General features: G+C 58.6%; 13 protein-coding genes. 8 read left to right on the top strand and 5 right to left on the bottom strand.

Going from position 1 to position 16,444, the window contains the following annotated elements; genetic code table 11:
• Window positions 1-15: 15 nt before the first annotated feature.
• Window positions 16-1,146 carry an RHE_PE00001 family protein gene (locus tag V8U06_RS26620; protein WP_427143241.1) on the bottom strand — a complete coding sequence of 377 codons (1,131 nt, stop codon included), beginning with the start codon at window positions 1,144-1,146 and terminating at the stop codon, window positions 16-18.
• A gap of 518 nt (window positions 1,147-1,664) precedes the next feature.
• Between V8U06_RS26620 and V8U06_RS26615 the strand changes: the two genes are divergently transcribed.
• Window positions 1,665-2,582 carry a recombinase family protein gene (locus V8U06_RS26615; RefSeq protein ID WP_427143240.1) on the top strand — a complete coding sequence of 306 codons (918 nt, stop codon included), beginning with the start codon at window positions 1,665-1,667 and terminating at the stop codon, window positions 2,580-2,582.
• A 117-nt stretch (window positions 2,583-2,699) separates the two neighbouring features.
• Here the strand turns inward: V8U06_RS26615 and V8U06_RS26610 are convergent, their stop codons facing one another.
• The 4 genes from V8U06_RS26610 to repA form a co-directional block, all read right to left on the bottom strand.
• Window positions 2,700-6,449: a hypothetical protein gene (locus tag V8U06_RS26610; protein WP_427143239.1), complete on the bottom strand. Its 3,750-nt coding sequence runs from the start codon at window positions 6,447-6,449 to the stop codon at window positions 2,700-2,702.
• A 205-nt stretch (window positions 6,450-6,654) separates the two neighbouring features.
• Window positions 6,655-7,869, bottom strand: a complete 1,215-nt coding sequence (gene repC / locus V8U06_RS26605) for a plasmid replication protein RepC (protein WP_427143238.1) — start codon at window positions 7,867-7,869, stop codon at window positions 6,655-6,657.
• Between the two features lie 186 nt (window positions 7,870-8,055).
• On the bottom strand, window positions 8,056-9,063 hold the full coding sequence (gene repB / locus V8U06_RS26600) for a plasmid partitioning protein RepB (protein ID WP_427143237.1): 1,008 nt from the start codon (window positions 9,061-9,063) through the stop codon (window positions 8,056-8,058).
• A 97-nt stretch (window positions 9,064-9,160) separates the two neighbouring features.
• The gene (gene repA / locus V8U06_RS26595; protein WP_427143236.1) at window positions 9,161-10,393 is read right to left on the bottom strand and encodes a plasmid partitioning protein RepA; all 1,233 of its coding nucleotides are present in this window, start codon (window positions 10,391-10,393) and stop codon (window positions 9,161-9,163) included.
• Window positions 10,394-10,752: 359 nt separating this feature from the next.
• Here repA and traI point away from each other — a divergent pair, with 359 nt between their 5' ends.
• From traI to trbK, 7 genes are read left to right on the top strand one after another with little or no spacing between them, the layout of a single operon-like run.
• Entirely contained in the window at window positions 10,753-11,379 is a 627-nt protein-coding gene (gene traI, locus V8U06_RS26590; RefSeq protein ID WP_427143235.1) for an acyl-homoserine-lactone synthase TraI, read from the top strand.
• A gap of 10 nt (window positions 11,380-11,389) precedes the next feature.
• A complete protein-coding gene (gene trbB / locus V8U06_RS26585) occupies window positions 11,390-12,367 on the top strand; it encodes a P-type conjugative transfer ATPase TrbB (RefSeq protein ID WP_113334007.1) in 978 nt (325 codons plus the stop codon).
• Window positions 12,357-12,740, top strand: coding sequence for a TrbC/VirB2 family protein (locus tag V8U06_RS26580; protein WP_427143234.1), 384 nt, complete (start codon window positions 12,357-12,359; stop codon window positions 12,738-12,740). Before trbB ends, V8U06_RS26580 begins: the two co-directional genes overlap by 11 nt.
• Complete coding sequence (locus tag V8U06_RS26575; RefSeq protein WP_427143233.1) at window positions 12,733-13,032, top strand: conjugal transfer protein TrbD; 300 nt, start codon at window positions 12,733-12,735, stop codon at window positions 13,030-13,032. Before V8U06_RS26580 ends, V8U06_RS26575 begins: the two co-directional genes overlap by 8 nt.
• Before the next feature lie 8 nt (window positions 13,033-13,040).
• On the top strand, window positions 13,041-15,497 hold the full coding sequence (locus V8U06_RS26570; protein ID WP_427143232.1) for a conjugal transfer protein TrbE: 2,457 nt from the start codon (window positions 13,041-13,043) through the stop codon (window positions 15,495-15,497).
• A complete protein-coding gene (trbJ, locus tag V8U06_RS26565) occupies window positions 15,469-16,272 on the top strand; it encodes a P-type conjugative transfer protein TrbJ (protein WP_427143231.1) in 804 nt (267 codons plus the stop codon). Before V8U06_RS26570 ends, trbJ begins: the two co-directional genes overlap by 29 nt.
• Window positions 16,266-16,442: an entry exclusion protein TrbK gene (gene trbK / locus V8U06_RS26560; protein ID WP_427143230.1), complete on the top strand. Its 177-nt coding sequence runs from the start codon at window positions 16,266-16,268 to the stop codon at window positions 16,440-16,442. The genes trbJ and trbK overlap by 7 nt, the downstream gene beginning before the upstream one ends.
• Window positions 16,443-16,444: the final 2 nt, after the last annotated feature.

The raw sequence follows: 16,444 nt of genomic DNA, 5'->3' as shown, positions 1-16,444 counted from the left end.
ACGTTGGCGCCACCATTATACTACGCCCCACGCCCGAAACCTCCCCCTCCCCGTCATCTCGCGCAGGCCAAGCTCCAAAACAATCCGCCGCGCCGCCTGCGGCGTGACGTCGAGCGTCTTCGCCACCATCCCGGCCGAGACCAGTGGCCGTGCCATGACAAACGCGACCAGTTCCGGCAGCTTTGAAGACGTCCGCCTCCCCTCCAGTTTCCGGTCCATCATCGTCTTTGCCAGCGTCAGCCGATCATGCTCTTTCAAGCCAATCTCGGCGGCCGCGATCAGGCCGTGGGCGATGGCCAGCAGCCGGGTTTCCCGATCGCGATGCCGGCGCCGATCGACGGGAATGGTCTTGAGACCAAGGTTGATGGCAGCGAGATGAGCACCTGACGTGATGCCTGCCTGGCGCAATATCGGCGCGGCCAGCAGCCGGCCGAGCCAGGGTGCATGCTGCAGGACGGCAAGCTCGTTCCAGGCATCCAGGGCGACGATGGCCTGCAGCATCGCCGGCAAGTTTTCGGCCTGACGCAACACGCCACGCCATTCATCGAGCCGGGCATCCTCATCCCAGTCGAGATCATAGACCAGCGGATCGGCCGGAGCCCGGCCGGGCTTTTTGGCTCGCTCGATCGCAGCGTCAGAGCGCGCGAGCAGCGCATCGATAGCAACATAGTCGACGCCAGGGAGATCTTGGGCGTCGTCGGTGTCATCCCCCTCCCCTTCCGCGTCGATCGCGATCGCCGGCCGAATAACTCCGGTCGTCGTAGCCTCGTCCGCGCCGCCCGCCCCGATCTCCGAAGTTTTCCGCAGCGAGCGGATGCCGTCGGCAGAGAACGCCCAATCCGGGGATTGACCGGCGATGCGCCGACGGGTTCGCAGCACGTCGCGGGCGATTGTCAGCTCATGGGTGGGTGTGCGAATATCCTTCGTGGCGTCGTGGAGGACGAGGTCTTCGAGATGGACGAGTTCGCCGTCGATCCACAGTGAGGCACAGGCGTCGGTGAAATGCATGCGTTCGAGGAAGCCTTGGCCAACCGGCGAGCAGGCAATGCGCTCATCCAGACGCGTAAGCGCGATACCGGCGTCGAAAGCCGGCCGCATCAAGGTGGATATACAGATTTTCGCGAGATCGTAAGCCATTGAAATCATGGTAAATGATTTCTTATAAGAACTCTATCTGAATATTCCGGTTCCTCACATAGTATGATTGGCGGTTGGTGCTCTAACCATCGATAAGTAATGCTTATCGGAAGTGATTGCCAGAAGCCCGCAAATCAGCGATGTCGGTCGCCCTGGATCGCCGGAAACGCCTGGTTTTCCGGGCTTCCAAGGCGATTTCGGCCGGGATGACCGGATTCACTCATCGCAAAATTCGGCGACCGCCGCCGGTGCACATGGCCGGTCCTCATTTCCGGAATTGAGCGCCGGCGCCCTTCAGCAGGCTTCTCCTCCCGCAGCCATCACCAAAGCCGCTGTTTTTCGGGCATTTCCGCCCTGGAAGCCCGCTGACGCGCATTTGCTACTGCGGACGCTCCGTTGCTCGTCCGCGGTAGCATTTCGAGTCTGATGGGCCGCTATTCAATGCCTAAAACACGCTTGCAACTGACCATTTTCTCGCGCATTCTTTGTTTGTACAAAGCGGTTTGAAACGAGACTGGTGAGGCGTCATGGCGAAGCGACAAACCGCAAATATCCAGCAGCCCCCAAAGCGGCTGATCGGCTACGCCCGTGTGTCGACGGACGATCAGCTACACGATGCCCAAATCGATGAGTTGAGAGCCATCGGCTGCGATCGGATCTATCAGGAGCATGGTTCCGGTGCGTCGCGCGCGCGACCCGTCCTGACGCGGCTGCTCGGCGAACTCACCGCGGGCGACGTCCTGGTCGTCGTCCGCCTCGATCGGCTGGCGAGATCCGTGAGCCACCTCTTGTCCGTGATCGAGGATCTGGAGGAACGGGGCGTGCATTTCCGATCGATACGGGACCCGATCGATACTTCGACGCCACAAGGCATGTTTTCCCTTCAGGTCCTCGGTGCTGTCGCGCAGCTCGAGCGGGCGCTGATCGCCGAACGCACCAAAGCCGGCATCAGGGCGGCGAAGGCACGCGGCAAGCTTCCTGGAAACCCGGGTCTGCGAGAACGACGACCGGAAGCAATCAAAGCAGTATCAAAAGCACGCGAGAAACTCTATCTCGACGAGCTCGTTGCGTCCGCGCAGACGTGGCTGCCAATGGTGCGGCAACTCCGTCCGCAACACAGTTGGGACAATGTCGTGCGGGTGCTCAATCGCCGCGGCCACGACTGGACCGTTGAGCGCCTTCGTCGAGCCGTTCATCGCATGGTTCGCGAAAAGCTCGCGGAAAAAGAACTTTTGGCCCGGTCCCCTCGCCGCGCGCCCGAGGACCATCTGATGAAGCTGGTAGCAGCAATCACCATTGCCGATCCAACTCTATCTCTTCGCGACATCGGCGCTCAACTTGACCAGATGGGTGAACGGCCCGCACGAGGCGGCAAGAAATGGCAGCCCTCTTCCGTCAGGGACTTGCTGGACGAAGCCCACCGGTTCGGCCTTATCCGGCGCTGAGTCACCATCGATGAGCGACCGATCGCTCGGTTCTCTTTACTGCCGAGGAGTGTCGACCGGTTCTCTAGGCCCGGCATTGAAGAGTTCCACTACCTAGTGCTTTTCGACCGTCAGGGATCATCTATTATGGCCAAACACATCATCGATCTTGCGGAAGTTGCACACCCTGTCCACCAGCTGATCCACGGACTTGGCAAATTGCATCGGTACGATCCTGTCCGTAATCAACGCCGAACGCAGAATAAGTCTGTCCGGATCTAAGCCGGTGAGTTTTCCAAGAGGACCAGGGTTCTTTTTGAGGAAGGCGACGCGATCCAGATGCTTCTGGATCGGTGTACGCTTTCCGTTGCGCTTGCCCGCCGTCGTGTAATCCGCCAGCCGGTCGCCGACTTCTGCGACGGTGCGGTCGAGTAAAAGGCGCTTGCATTCGATGATCCAGACTTCCTTCGTTTCTGTTTTCCAGGCCAGAACATCGATATCGCCTGCCTTCTTGTCCGCGCCAAAAAGGGTCATGAGTTGGTCCGGTTGCGCATCAAAACCGTTGCGACGGAGGCTGGCGGCCACCGCATGATTGAAGGCATGACCACGTTCATTCACGACCTTACCGATCCAGCGATCGATCTCCTTTGTATCAAACATTTCCGAGCCCAGCCGCCCATCAACGACATCGAAGATTCTTCGGATAACCCGGGATGTGAGAATTGGAAAAAGCAGCATTTCAGGATCAGCGTCCTCGGTAATCTGGATCCACGGCCGGCGTGTCAATGAAAGCCTTCGGTTCATCCGCCAAGGCTGCCAGTCGCGTCCCGATCCGCGTACTGGGTGCGGATCGTTCCACACAGGTCGAGGCAGCAGTGTCAAAGCTTCGTATGCGCGTTCCGCATCAACATCAGCACCAACTTCTCTCAAGATGGCCAAAGTCTCGCTTTTTCGCAGAACCAGGAAAAGCGTGCGTTGCTCCAACCCGCGTGCGGCTACCACTTGCGAGAGGTCGATAAGATTTACAATGGACATCCCGAATTCGGCATATATCGCTGCGTTCAAATCAGGATCTAGCCCGTCCGGCACATCGTCATTGCTTTCGTCAGAATCCGCTTGCGCAAAAGCGGCACCATAGGCTTCCGCAGCATCATGAAATGCGCGGTCGCCCTGGGCATACATGTAAGGTAGATGGAGTTCCTCCAAGAAGCCCCTGTCAAAGATGAAGCTGCCGTTCCTCGCGATTTCAAGCGGTACTTTGGCAAGCCCGTAATAGTAGGCATCGCTCTGCGTGGCACAGTCGATCATTGCACATGTATCGGCCAGCAGTTCGTCAAAATCGATAGCGGAGCAAGAACGACCGCCGTCAACGGGGGAGGTGCAGATTGCCATTTCTGCCAAGGCACGGCTCGCAACACTCGACGCCGCCCGCTTTGCCTCCCGTTCATTATGCACAAGCAGGACGTTTTCCTGGTCGCGGTGTAAGGAAAGGAGTGCGGCCGCCGTCTGCTTCCAATCAAAGCGGTCCTTGTCGATCGCCTCGTGATTGAGGATCGCCAGTTCGACAATGCTGCGGCGGTTGATCGTCTCCAATCGTGCTTTTATGCGCGCCCAGACAAAAGCAACTGTTGAATGAAGCAGCGGTTTGACGTCAGCGGCGGGGACGACACCATGGCGGTCAGTTCCGGCGCGACGAGCCAGTCTAGATACGGACCAAGCGTGATCTTCCTCAAGCCAGAAGCGCGGCTTGGGCATAGGAACGGCTGACAGGAGCATTTGCGGTATGTCTTCGGCGGGAATGGCGTGTACGAACCTCGCCTCATCCGTTCCAACGACCCTCGAGGCAAGCAAATCCGCCCAGTCCAGCGAGCGTTCAACACCAGCAAATTCACTTGCACCCATTGCCATTGCGGCGATCAGGTAGCGTTCGGCAATATTGCTGGCATTGACATAGCCCCGAAGCACGGGAACGGTGGACGTGATATGAACAACACCTCCGACCAACCTGACACGCGGCCGCTGTGGTTTCTCATCGGCCTTGGGCAGACTGTCATCGAGATCGGCAATATCCGGAAAGTCCAGCACGAAGGAAACCGGCCAATCGGGTAGGGAGGCCAGATCCGCCTCAAGAAGTCGCGCGAGTCGCACCAGCCATTGCTGCGCAGCATCCCAGATCCGCAAAGTAAGCTCGGGTCTATCATTGTCAGTCCTGCGATACTCCACCCACCAAGGTCGGCGCGCGGTTTCAGTGACAGCCATAAACATATCGTCTACGGCTTCCTGCGGCGCAATGAACAAGGGGAGCGTCTCAACTTCCTTGAAGAACGATGCGGTTGACCGGCGTTCGACTTCGATCAAAGTGCGGCCCGTCGGGCTAAATGTCAGATGGTAGTCGATGGCCTTTCGAATGCGCGCCCTCTCCTGCCCCTCGAAGTCCGCCGGGATAATAAGGATGTCCGCAGTTGTATTCTCTGCCGGCAAAAAATCGAAATGCTGGCTGCGGAGATAACCGTAGAAATTTAGAAAGCCGCCGAAATTGACAAGCGAGTTCCCTTCAGAGGCGATCTCCTCCTTACGTGACAAGAGCTTCCAGATGCGCTTGCCGGTAAAGTCGATGTCTCGAGCCATCCTGGCCGCGTCGCCAAGGTCGAGATCGGCGCGATGCCAGGGAATTGGCGACCGGTCGAGGTCGATCGTATATCCACGCCCTGCTCCGCCGCGCACGAATACGGTAAGTCCGCGGCGATAGTCCGCTCGCGCGGCAACCTCCCGCTCAAGACGAGAAAGGGCCTCGCAGATGCCGACTGAGATTTGCTCCATCCCATTGAGACCCGTGCCGAGCGCTGCGTTCAAATCGTCGGAAAGATGGACGATCAGCGCGTAGGCGCCCTTATCGAACTGGGTTTCGATCACATGGACATTCCGGCTGAGCTCGACCGGCCCCGAGGCGTTTGTCATTTCCCAGCCAGGTAGGATTCTGTGATAAATTTCCTGCAACTCAACGGCCCTGAGTGCGTCTTCATAACGGGGGAGGGCAGAGGCGTCGTTCGCTTTCTCCAGGATAAACCTGCGCGCGGCGACACCGATGGCAGTTGGCAAAGCAACCAGCCAATTGTTGCCCTTACGGATGAGCGGGTAGCGTTCGAGGCTGCTGTGGGAAAGGTTCTCCGACGCCAAAACACCATAATCCCGGGCATCCAGGACGAAGGGCGCTATGTCGCGGGCAACCACGTGAAGCGCGATGATGTCCTGGAAGGAAAATTGAACCGCGCGTCGTGTCAACTCGACGCGCTCTGGAGTCACCTTGATCTTTTGCTGTGGCCCAACGGTTGTCATTTCGTAGCGTTGGATCCCGGCTTTTTCTGCCATCTTGCGTGCGAGTTGAAGTAAGGCCATCACATTAGCCATCGCGGACGCCGCCCAGGGTTCGTCCATCAACCGGAGCAAGGCAGCCATCATATTTTGAAGGCAGAAAGCGCTATCGCGCCACGCACCCTCCAGCAGGATCGCGCTACCACTCGGTGAGGGAACGACAGTGGCAAAAACGTCTTCGACGCGATCTTCGCCGATGCCAAGGGCATCGCTCAAGAGGATATCATTCAGCCATTCACGGATCTGCAGGAGAGTTGGCTTCTGCGTTCCCCGGCAGTGCAGGACAGCCAAGTGGATGAGGGCTTCAATGCGAGGGGTTGCGCAATGGTTGTCGGGGTGGGTTAAGAGGCCGGCCAGGATCTCAACAATCTCAACCAGATCGAACTTCGCCAGTCGTTTGCACAGTTTGGTCTGGCGCCGGGAGAGGGCGCTCACCTCGGACTCACCGTCACCCGCACGCAGGTCCGCCACCGTGGCAGCGACTGCGGTGAAAGGGCCGTTGTCGAATGGCTTCATGAAACTGACCTTCTATTCATCAACAACCGAAACGCAGGGCGTCCGAAAACCCTGCTTGGGTAAACCCGGAAGCGATGCGACTGTGCAGGGCGGTTTCATATCATGAGTCGTCGTGGTGAGAGCGCGGCGTCAGATCGACCCCTTGCTTTTCCGCCTCTTGCTGTTTGTTGGGAGCTCCCAACAGCTCGCTTCCTATCGCATATTGCTACGCCGATTTGGCCTGGGTTGACGCGGCGCCTCGCATGAGTGCCATCAACATCGGGCCGAGGCTAAACTCACCCCGTTGCGCGCGAGCGGTGAGATCGCGGAGATATCCGCCCGCTGAATTGATGTGACCTTCCCTCTCAAGAATGCAGGCAATCACCGCGGCAGCATTTTCGGGGCCCATGATTTCGCAGGCCTCCTGATAGGCAGAAGGAGAAACGCCCAGCATGGAACGAACCACCACAGCAGCGGCCATCATATCGCGCCATTGATCGATTTGTCCGCCGGGCGCGTAATCCGATATCTGCGGGCACGCCCGAACCACCATACCAAGTGGAAATGATTTCATCGGCTCCCCGTGACGCCTCGGCGCTTGGCTCGGTTTTGCCCCGAGCTCATTTCTAGAGCTAGGTTCAAGTTCATTGATGGATTCGGTATTTGAATTCTGTATGTGCTGACGGATTTCGCTATCATTGGCATCGGATTTTGCTGAAAGAACCTGCACTTCCAACATGTTGACCACGCCTTCCCGCAACAACGTCAATTCGTCGAGGAGATCTGCCAGTTCCCTAGCCGCCCTGGTGTTTCGAAGCCGGGCGACAATGGCAACAAACTGGTCCTCAATCCCCTGCCAATCACCCGAAACGCCCTCCTCTACTGCAGCGGAAATGAGCTTCCGGATATCCCGGCGCTCGATCGTGATCTTTTCCTTCATCACCTTAAGGCGCTGGTTTTCATCAGCCACCCGCTGGGCCATGACCGCGAGCTCTTCTGATCGAGCAAGCAGCGGAGCCAAATTGAAGCCAAAAGCGGTTTCGATAGTACCGTCCCGCCCCTTTCGCGCGTAGCGCTTGCCGTTCGGACTATCATTTCGATAGATCAGACCGGCCTCCACGAGAAGCGCCAGGTTCTCCCGAAGTGTCGTGCCGGCGATTCCATTAGCGCGAGCCGACAACTGCGCGTTTGACGGAAACACGATGAGATTGGCGCCTACAGTCAGGTCGCTTCCGGGGTAAAAAGACAGCAGTGCGTTGAGTACAGCCAACGCACGATCGCGCAGCCCAAGTAGGGTCCGCGCATCGCATACGTCTCGGTAGATCTTCCACTTGTCGGCTGACTTGTGCTTTTTGATGGTCGCGGACTCGAATTGAGCCTTCACCAAGGCAAGCGTCATCGGCCGCCGCCCGAAGGGCGTCGCTATGCGATCAGTCTGCATTTTTCATTACCTTTCGAAAGGCAACAGAAAAACGTTCACCAAAACGATGCCAAAGACTCTTGACGTGGATTCCGGGAAATGCGATTCTCTAGGTGCGAACTAATTGAGAAGGGCTTCCGGGATCTGTTTCGGGGGCCTTTTTCTTTGCCGTGTGAGTTTGGCCTGTTCACCGAACACACGCTTAGCTCATCGCTCTTCTCCATTACTGTTAAGTTCTTGGAATTCCCTGTAAAGCTGATCCAGCTTCGTCGAGACGAACTGCCCAAAAGCAGGGACGACCTTCTCCTCGAAGGTGATAGTCGTCTTGCCTTCACGCGCCTCGACGCGTGCTCCGCGCTTCCCGAGGGGTGTTTTCCAGAGGTCCGAGCTCTTGGCACGCTCTTTCCTGCTTGGCTCGCTAAGCGCGCGCAACAACGCGTCAAAACGCCCGTCGCTTTCCAGCCTCTGCTCCGCTAAGCCAGCGAGCAGCTCACGTGCGGTCTCAAGCTTGGCGGGGGAAGCGAGATGTTCGACGAGGGTCATCCAGCGAGCGCGTCCGGCTTTCGGTGCGGGACCGATTAATTTAACCAGCTCCTGGGGGACCTGGCGCGCGATGGCAACGTAGCGGCTCACGTCCGCTTTGTCAGAGACCAGAGCCGCGATGATCGTTGGCCGGTCGCATCCGTCGTCTTCCAGGTTCTTCGCAAAGAAAGCCTTCTCGATGAACGACAGGTCTTTCCGGTCGAGATTTTCTCGGCCTTGGGCGACATAGAGCTGGCTGTCCGACAAGTTTCGGACGATCGCACGGACGGGACGGCCGAGCTTTTCTGCTGCTTTCAGGCGGCGGCGACCATATGCGATTTGGAATCGCCCTGCCGCCTGTGGGTTTGGCCGCACAAGTATCGGAACCTGCTGGCCATGTTCTGCGATGCTCTCGACAAGAGCGTCGAACGCAGGATCGACTTCGATCGGAATCCGATCAATGATCTTGGACGTATCAATTGACGCCGGTTCGATCGAGATGACCGCTTCACCTTCGGCAAGCTGCTGCTGTAGTTTGGACGCCTGTTTGGCGTTTTCAGCCATCTCATGGAGCGACGAACCCATCGCCGAGATTGCGCCGGTGCGCACGCGGTCGGCTGACTTGGAGGCTGATGAAGCGGTAGCGACCGGCTTCTTCAGGAAGAGAGAGTCGATAGAATCCTTCCTGCTCACATTTCCTCTCCTATTCTAATCCGACCCGGAGTTTCGCTCGTTGTTGGGAGCTCCCAACAAGCAGGCCGGCAGGGGAATATGCCGGTGAGAATGTCCATCACGCGCGGCCCCAGGCCTGCTTAATGAGGGTCTCGATCTCGACATTGACGGCGTCCAGCGCTTCCATCGCCCTGTCATAGGTTGATCGGGTGAGATTTTCGCGCCCGATCTCGTAAAGCGTTTGCTTCGTAAGCCCGGCATCCGATACGGCCGCCGACTTGACCATGGGGTTGGTGAGGACGTGATCGTCGAACAGGTTGCGAAGGAGGGCTGCGACCTTTGTTTGGGGCGCATCCTGTGGCTCGAACCTCGTCAGAAGATATCGAACGAAGTCATATTTGAGGTCGCCCCCTGCCTCCCGAACGACACCGAGAAGGTCTCGGGTCATCAGCAGAAACTGGCTCATCGACGAGATGTCGAGCATCTGTGGGTGTACAGTCACGATCATTGCTGTCGCGGCGCACAGCCCGCTCAGCGTAAGGAAGCCCAGCTGGGGCGGACAATCAATCACGACCATATCGTAATTGTCGGCAACACCGTCGAGTGCTTCTGCGACCCGCGCGAAGAAAAGCGTTTCACCGCTACCGCCAGCACTCAGCGCCTTGGGAGTCGTGTGCTCAAACTCCATAAGCTCGAGATTACCAGGCACCAGGTCGAGCCCGTCGAAATAGGTAGGGCGAATAACCTCAGATAAAGCGCGGCGCTCCTGATCATATCGGATTGCAGCGTAGAGAGTCTGGTTGGACGCGACATCCAGTTCCGGGAGAACGCCGAGCAGGGCGGATAAACTCGCTTGCGGGTCCAGATCCACAGCAAGAACCCGATAGCCCTGAAGTGCCAGATGTTGCGCAAGATGAGCAGACGTTGTCGTTTTGCCTGACCCGCCCTTGAAATTGGTGACTGCGAGGACTTGAAGATGCTCGCCTGGACGGCGATGGGGGACGAACTCGATGCTTCCGCGTCCGCGGGTCGATTGTGCCAACAGATGCCGAATTTGATTGATGTCGGAGAGAGTATAGAGCCGTCGACCGTTGCTCGTAGTTTCCGGCTGAGGGCCTTCGCCAGCCAAAGTCATTTTTCTCAGCGTGGAATCAGATACACCCATCAATCGCGCGGCTTCGCCGGACGTAAACTTGCGTAGAACCTTTTGAGAGGTTGGGGGAAAGAGCGCTTCGCTCATCGACTGAAGGTGCGAGCTCAGCAAATCGGCCTGCTCACCAATGGTTTCATCAACGCTGGGCAAAGCCTTACGGTTCGAGTTTGTCGCGAAGCTCACGTTAGAATCTCTCATCACGGAATTTTTGCCAGAACGGCAGATTTACCGTGACGATACTCAAAACCCTTTGGTTGGCAAGGACTTAATGGTTAACGGCTGGTTAACCTAAGCTAGATGAAATCGAGATCGTAGGCCTGTTTTCCGAAACATTTCCGAGAGTTACCCGATCATTCGCGCTTTCGCGTTCTCGATCTGTTTATCTGTGAATCCTGCAAACCGCTCTACCCACGTTGGGCGTGAAACGACCTGATCTCCCCAAACTCGGCGAGCACCGCGCTGCGACTCACTCGCCCACCATTGCAGGATCCTCCAACTACCGCTCAATTCCATTCCATGCTGACTTCTCCGCCGATTAAACGACGACGGAGAAATTCATGCAGGTTTTCGCGCTCACCAAACCGCGGAATGTTCACGAAGCTCGGCTCATCCAGCAACATCACCAACTACGCGCTCGCGTCTTCGCTGAGCGGCTGGGTTGGGAGGTCAACGTTGTAGACGGTCAGGAATCGGATGGGTTCGACACTCTTGATCCAACCTACGTGTTGGCGGTTTCCAACGCCGGCGATGTGAGTGGTTGCGCACGGCTCCTGCCGGCCGTTGGCCCGACGATGGTGACGAGCGTCTTTCCGTCGCTTCTACCGAAGGACGGGCTTAGCGCACACCCGGCGATGGTGGAGAGCTCCCGCTTCTGCGTTGATACCAGCCTTGAGGAAGGCAGGGGATCGGGCTCGGTGCATGAGGTAACGCTGACCATGTTTGCGGGCATAATCGAGTGGTGCCTCGCAAACGCCATCACCGAGATCGTTACCGTGACCGACCTGCGGTTCGAACGCATTCTCAGCCGTGTCGGCTGGCCGCTTGGGCGCATTGGCGAGCCGAGCCGTATCGGAGTGACCATAGCCGTAGCGGGAATCCTTCAGGCGAACGCGGAAGCGTTCCAGAGGCTGCGTCCGTCCAGCTATCGCTCTCAATTCACCGGCCCTCTGGGCCAGGCAGCCTAAGGAAAAAGCCGTGAACCAGCTTCGCTCTCATCCTCGACTCGTCCGCAAGCTTCAGGAGGCGCTCGGCGATCAGCTCTGCGTCGCTCTCGATGATTCGACCGTGGTCGAAATCATGCTCAATCCAGATGGCAAACTGTTCATCGAACGGCTCGGCCATGGCGTGGCACCCGCCGGAGAAATGTCGTCCGCGGCGGCGGAAATGGTGATTGGAACGGTGGCGCATGCGCTCCAATCCGAGGTCGATACCGAGCAGCCGATCGTCTCAGGCGAGTTGCCGATCGGAGGCCATCGCTTCGAGGGTCTTTTGCCGCCCGTCGTCTCGAAGCCGGCTTTCACCATTCGCCGTCGCGCCTCGCGCTTGATTCCGCTTGAGGATTATGTGCGTTCCGGCGTGATGAGCGAACAGCAAGCGTTGACGATCCGCAGCGCAATTTCGTCCCGGCTCAACATCATCATCTCCGGTGGGACCGGCTCCGGCAAGACGACGCTCGCGAACGCCGTCATCAACGAGATCGTCAAGTCGGCGCCTGACGACCGCCTCGTCATCCTCGAGGACACAGCAGAGATCCAGTGCACAGCCGAGAACGCCGTCCTTCTCCACACAAGCGATACAGTCGACATGGCGCGGCTGTTGAAAAGCACGATGCGCCTGCGTCCCGACCGGATCGTCGTCGGCGAGGTCCGTGACGGCGCTGCGCTTACACTGCTCAAGGCCTGGAATACTGGCCATCCAGGAGGCGTTGCCACGATTCACTCGAACACCGCCATGTCGGCGCTCCGCCGTCTCGAGCAACTGACAGCTGAAGCCAGTCAGCAGCCGATGCAGGATGTGATCGGAGAAGCGGTCGATCTCATCATCTCGATCGAGCGAACGGCAAGGGGTCGGCGGGTTCGCGACGTCATACAGGTCGAGCGCTACGCCCACGGTGAATACGAAATCGAGTCTGATGAGCTCACGGAAGAACAGGAGGCCCGCCATGTCGCGTAAGAACGCTGTTATCGCCGCAGCACTCCTTGCAGCGCCCATCATCTTAGCGTCAGTCGCCCCGGCACTCGCGAGCTCCGGCGGCGGCCTCCCATGGGAAGGTCCGCTGCAACAAATCCAGGAGTCGATTACCGGCCCGGTTGCCGGTGCCATCGCACTTGCAGCAGTAGCGATCGCCGGCGGCATGCTGATATTTGGGGGCGAACTCAACGATTTCGCGCGGCGACTGGTTTATGTCGTGCTCGTCGCCGGCATTCTGCTCGGCGCCACCACCATCGTCGGCCTATTCGGCGCCACCGGCGCCTCTATCGGGCTCTCCGACGTGCGAGCCACCTCCATCGATCCAAGCGGAGAAGGGGAGGGGGCTCATGGCTGAGTCCTCATCGGGACTGCAACGCAACCGCATTCATCGTGCCCTGTCACGCCCGAACCTGTTGATGGGGGCGGACAGGGAACTTGTGCTGCTCACTGGGCTTGCTTCTGTCATTCTGATTTTCGTGGTGCTGACGGCATACTCCGCCTTGTTCGGCGTTGCCATCTGGATCGTCATCGTTGGTTTCTTGAGAATGATGGCAAAGGCGGACCCGCTGATGCGGCAGGTCTATATTCGCCACATCTCCTACAAGCATTACTACAAGGCGACCTCCTCGCCATGGCGCCGGTATTGAGGGAAGACATGGTCGCTCTCAAACGCTTCCGGGCCACCGGCCCATCCTTTGCGGATCTCGTCCCTTATGCCGGTCTGGTCGACAATGGCGTCCTTCTATTGAAGGACGGGAGTCTAATGGCAGGCTGGTATTTTGCCGGGCCGGACTCCGAAAGCGCGACTGACCTGGAGCGCAACGAACTCTCTCGCCAGATCAATACGATCCTGTCGAGGCTCGGAAGCGGCTGGATGATCCAGGTCGAGGCAGTGCGCATCCCGACATTCGACTATCCGTCGGATGATCGATGCCATTTCCCCGATCCGATTACCCGCGCGATCGACGCCGAGCGGCGCGCGCATTTCGGGCGCGAGCAGGGACATTTCGAGAGCAAACACGCGCTCGTCCTCACATATCGGCCGCTCGAGTCCAAGAAAACGGCGCTCAGCAAATACATCTACTCGGACGAGGAGAGCCGTAAGAAGAGCTATGCCGACACGGTACTGTTCGTCTTCAAGAACGCTGTGCGCGAGATCGAGCAGTACCTCGCCAACACCCTTTCGATTCGCCGGATGGAAACACGCGAGGTCGTCGAAAGGGGAGGGGAGCGGCTCGCCCGCTACGACGAACTGCTGCAATTCGTTCGCTTCTGCATCACTGGTGAGAACCATCCGATCCGACTGCCCGATGCGCCGATGTATCTCGACTGGATCGCGACGGCTGAGCTCGAGCATGGCCTGACCCCAAAGGTTGAAAGCCGCTTCCTCGGCGTTGTCGCGATAGACGGTCTGCCGGCTGAGAGCTGGCCGGGGATCCTCAACAGCCTCGACTTGATGCCCCTCACCTATCGCTGGTCTTCGCGCTTCATTTTCCTCGATGCGCAGGAAGCAAGGCAGAAACTGGAGCGGACCCGCAAGAAATGGCAGCAGAAGGTGCGGCCATTCTTCGACCAGCTCTTTCAGACGCAGAGCCGTTCGGTCGACCAGGATGCCATGACCATGGTGGCCGAGACGGAAGACGCCATCGCCCAGGCGTCCTCGCAACTGGTGGCATACGGCTATTACACGCCCGTCATCGTTCTCTTCGATCACGATCGCGAGGCGCTGCAGGAAAAGGCAGAGGCGATCCGCCGGCTGATCCAGGCAGAGGGTTTCGGCGCGCGGATCGAAACGCTCAACGCCACCGACGCTTTTCTCGGTAGCCTGCCGGGCAATTGGTATTGCAATATCCGGGAGCCCCTGATCAACACCAGCAATCTTGCCGATCTCATCCCGCTCAACTCTGTCTGGTCGGGCAACCCCGTCGCCCCGTGCCCATTTTATCCACCGAGTTCGCCTCCGCTGATGCAGGTAGCAAGCGGCTCCACGCCGTTCCGGCTGAACCTGCATGTTGACGATGTTGGCCACACCCTGATCTTCGGGCCGACCGGCTCGGGCAAGTCCACACTGCTTGCACTGATTGCGGCGCAGTTCCGGCGCTATCGCGAGGCGCAGATCTTCGCCTTCGACAAGGGAAGCTCGCTCTTGCCGCTGACGCTCGCGGCGGGTGGCGATCATTATGAGATCGGCGGTGACGCTGGAGACAAAGGGAGGGTTCTGGCCTTCTGCCCACTCTCGGACCTCGCGAGCGATAGTGATCGCGCATGGGCGACGGAATGGATCGAAATGCTCGTGGCGCTGCAGGGTGTCACAATTACCCCTGATCATCGCAATGCTATCTCTCGCCAGGTGGGGCTGATGGCGAGCGCATCCGGTCGATCGTTGTCAGACTTTGTCAGTGGAGTGCAGATGCGCGAGATCAAGGACGCGCTGCACCACTACACGGTCGACGGACCAATGGGTCAACTGCTCGACGCCGAACAGGACGGTTTGACCCTCGGTGCGTTTCAGACGTTCGAGGTCGAACATTTGATGAATATGGGCGAGCGCAATCTCGTGCCCGTACTCACCTATCTGTTCCGCCGGATCGAGAAGCGCCTTGTCGGCTCGCCCAGCCTGATCATCCTCGACGAGGCCTGGTTGATGCTCGGCCATCCAGTCTTCCGCAACAAGATCAGAGAATGGCTGAAGGTTTTACGCAAGGCGAACTGCGCGGTCGTCCTCGCCACTCAATCGATCTCGGACGCCGAGCGTTCCGGAATTATCGATGTCCTGAAGGAATCCTGCCCGACCAAGATCTGCCTTCCGAACGGCGCCGCGCGGGAACCAGGGACGCGCGAATTCTACGAGCGGATCGGCTTTAACGAGCGGCAGATCGAGATCGTTTCGAACGCGATCCCCAAGTGCGAATGTTACGTCGTTACCCCAGAGGGCCGGCGGCTGTTCGACATGTCGCTCGGCCCTGTGGCGCTCAGCTTCGTCGGCGCATCGGGCAAGGAACACTTGAAGCGTATCCGCGCGCTCAATTCCGAACATGGCCGCGACTGGCCAATCCACTGGCTTCAAACGAGAGGAGTTCACGATGCCGAAGCCCTGCTCAACTTCGAATAGATTGCTCGCTGGTCTGGCGGCAGTTGCATTGATGACCGGCACTATGTCGCCAGCATCAGCGGGCACCGCAACTGGCGCCGCAACGGAGTGGACGCAGGTCCTGAACAACGGTGAGTTGGTCGCTTTGGTCGGGAAGTCCGGCGAGCAAGTCCAGAACCAGCTCACCCAGATCAGCCAGTTGGCGCAACAGATCGAAACGCAGCTGAACATCTATCAAAACTTGCTGCAGAACACCGCGACGCTCCCGTCGCATATGTGGGGTCAGGTCGAAAGCGACCTCAATGAGCTGCGCAGGATCGTCGATCAGGGTCAAAGCATCTCGTTTTCGATGGGCAATGCTGACGACGTGTTGCAGCAGCGCTTCCAAAGCTATTCGCGCCTCAAGACCAACCTGCCGGACGCGACAAGCTTTTCTTCGAGCTACCAAACGTGGTCCGATACGAACAGGGATACGATCGCCAGCACGTTGAAAGCGGCGAGTCTGACCGCCGACCAGTTCGATAGTGAAGAGGGCACAATGTCCTCTCTGCGGTCGATGTCTGAGACCGCCGACGGCCAAATGAAGGCCCTGCAGGTGGGTCACGAGATTGCAGCGCAGCAGGTCGCGCAAATGCAAAAGCTTCGCGGCCTCGTCTCCCAGCAGATGACGATGATGGGAACCTGGCTTCAGACCGAACAAACCGACAAGGACCTTGCCCAGGCGCGGCGCGAGAAGTTCTTCGGCGCGACAGCGCCGTCCACGTCCGGCGGCGAGAAAATGAAGGTGGAATGGTGAGCACGAAATTGATCCTCCTCGCGACTGCAGCGTTCATGGCGGCCGGCAGTGCTGGTATTTGGCTTCTCATTTCTGAGAAGCAGGCTGCGCAGCAGCGCCGTGAAACGTTCTTCGGCTCGTCGCAGAAGTACCCGACCTCCGGCGGCGAAAAGATGAAAGTCGAGTGGTAGCG

The organism is Shinella sp. G-2, from assembly GCF_050172695.1.
In the GTDB taxonomy this organism is placed as follows: domain Bacteria; phylum Pseudomonadota; class Alphaproteobacteria; order Rhizobiales; family Rhizobiaceae; genus Shinella.
This window is presented reverse-complemented; position numbering and strand designations above follow the sequence as displayed.

What these genes read in the sequence shown, in the direction of transcription:
- V8U06_RS26615 (WP_427143240.1), top strand. Translation starts at nt 1,665, where the DNA reads ATGGCGAAGCGACAAACCGCAAATATCCAGCAGCCCCCAAAGCGGCTG.
- V8U06_RS26570 (WP_427143232.1), top strand. Translation starts at nt 13,041, where the DNA reads ATGGTCGCTCTCAAACGCTTCCGGGCCACCGGCCCATCCTTTGCGGAT.
- V8U06_RS26575 (WP_427143233.1), top strand. Translation starts at nt 12,733, where the DNA reads ATGGCTGAGTCCTCATCGGGACTGCAACGCAACCGCATTCATCGTGCC.
- V8U06_RS26610 (WP_427143239.1), bottom strand. Translation starts at nt 6,449, where the DNA reads ATGAAGCCATTCGACAACGGCCCTTTCACCGCAGTCGCTGCCACGGTG.
- V8U06_RS26580 (WP_427143234.1), top strand. Translation starts at nt 12,357, where the DNA reads ATGTCGCGTAAGAACGCTGTTATCGCCGCAGCACTCCTTGCAGCGCCC.
- traI (WP_427143235.1), top strand. Translation starts at nt 10,753, where the DNA reads ATGCAGGTTTTCGCGCTCACCAAACCGCGGAATGTTCACGAAGCTCGG.
- trbK (WP_427143230.1), top strand. Translation starts at nt 16,266, where the DNA reads ATGGTGAGCACGAAATTGATCCTCCTCGCGACTGCAGCGTTCATGGCG.
- V8U06_RS26620 (WP_427143241.1), bottom strand. Translation starts at nt 1,146, where the DNA reads ATGATTTCAATGGCTTACGATCTCGCGAAAATCTGTATATCCACCTTG.
- repC (WP_427143238.1), bottom strand. Translation starts at nt 7,869, where the DNA reads ATGCAGACTGATCGCATAGCGACGCCCTTCGGGCGGCGGCCGATGACG.
- trbJ (WP_427143231.1), top strand. Translation starts at nt 15,469, where the DNA reads ATGCCGAAGCCCTGCTCAACTTCGAATAGATTGCTCGCTGGTCTGGCG.
- repA (WP_427143236.1), bottom strand. Translation starts at nt 10,393, where the DNA reads ATGAGAGATTCTAACGTGAGCTTCGCGACAAACTCGAACCGTAAGGCT.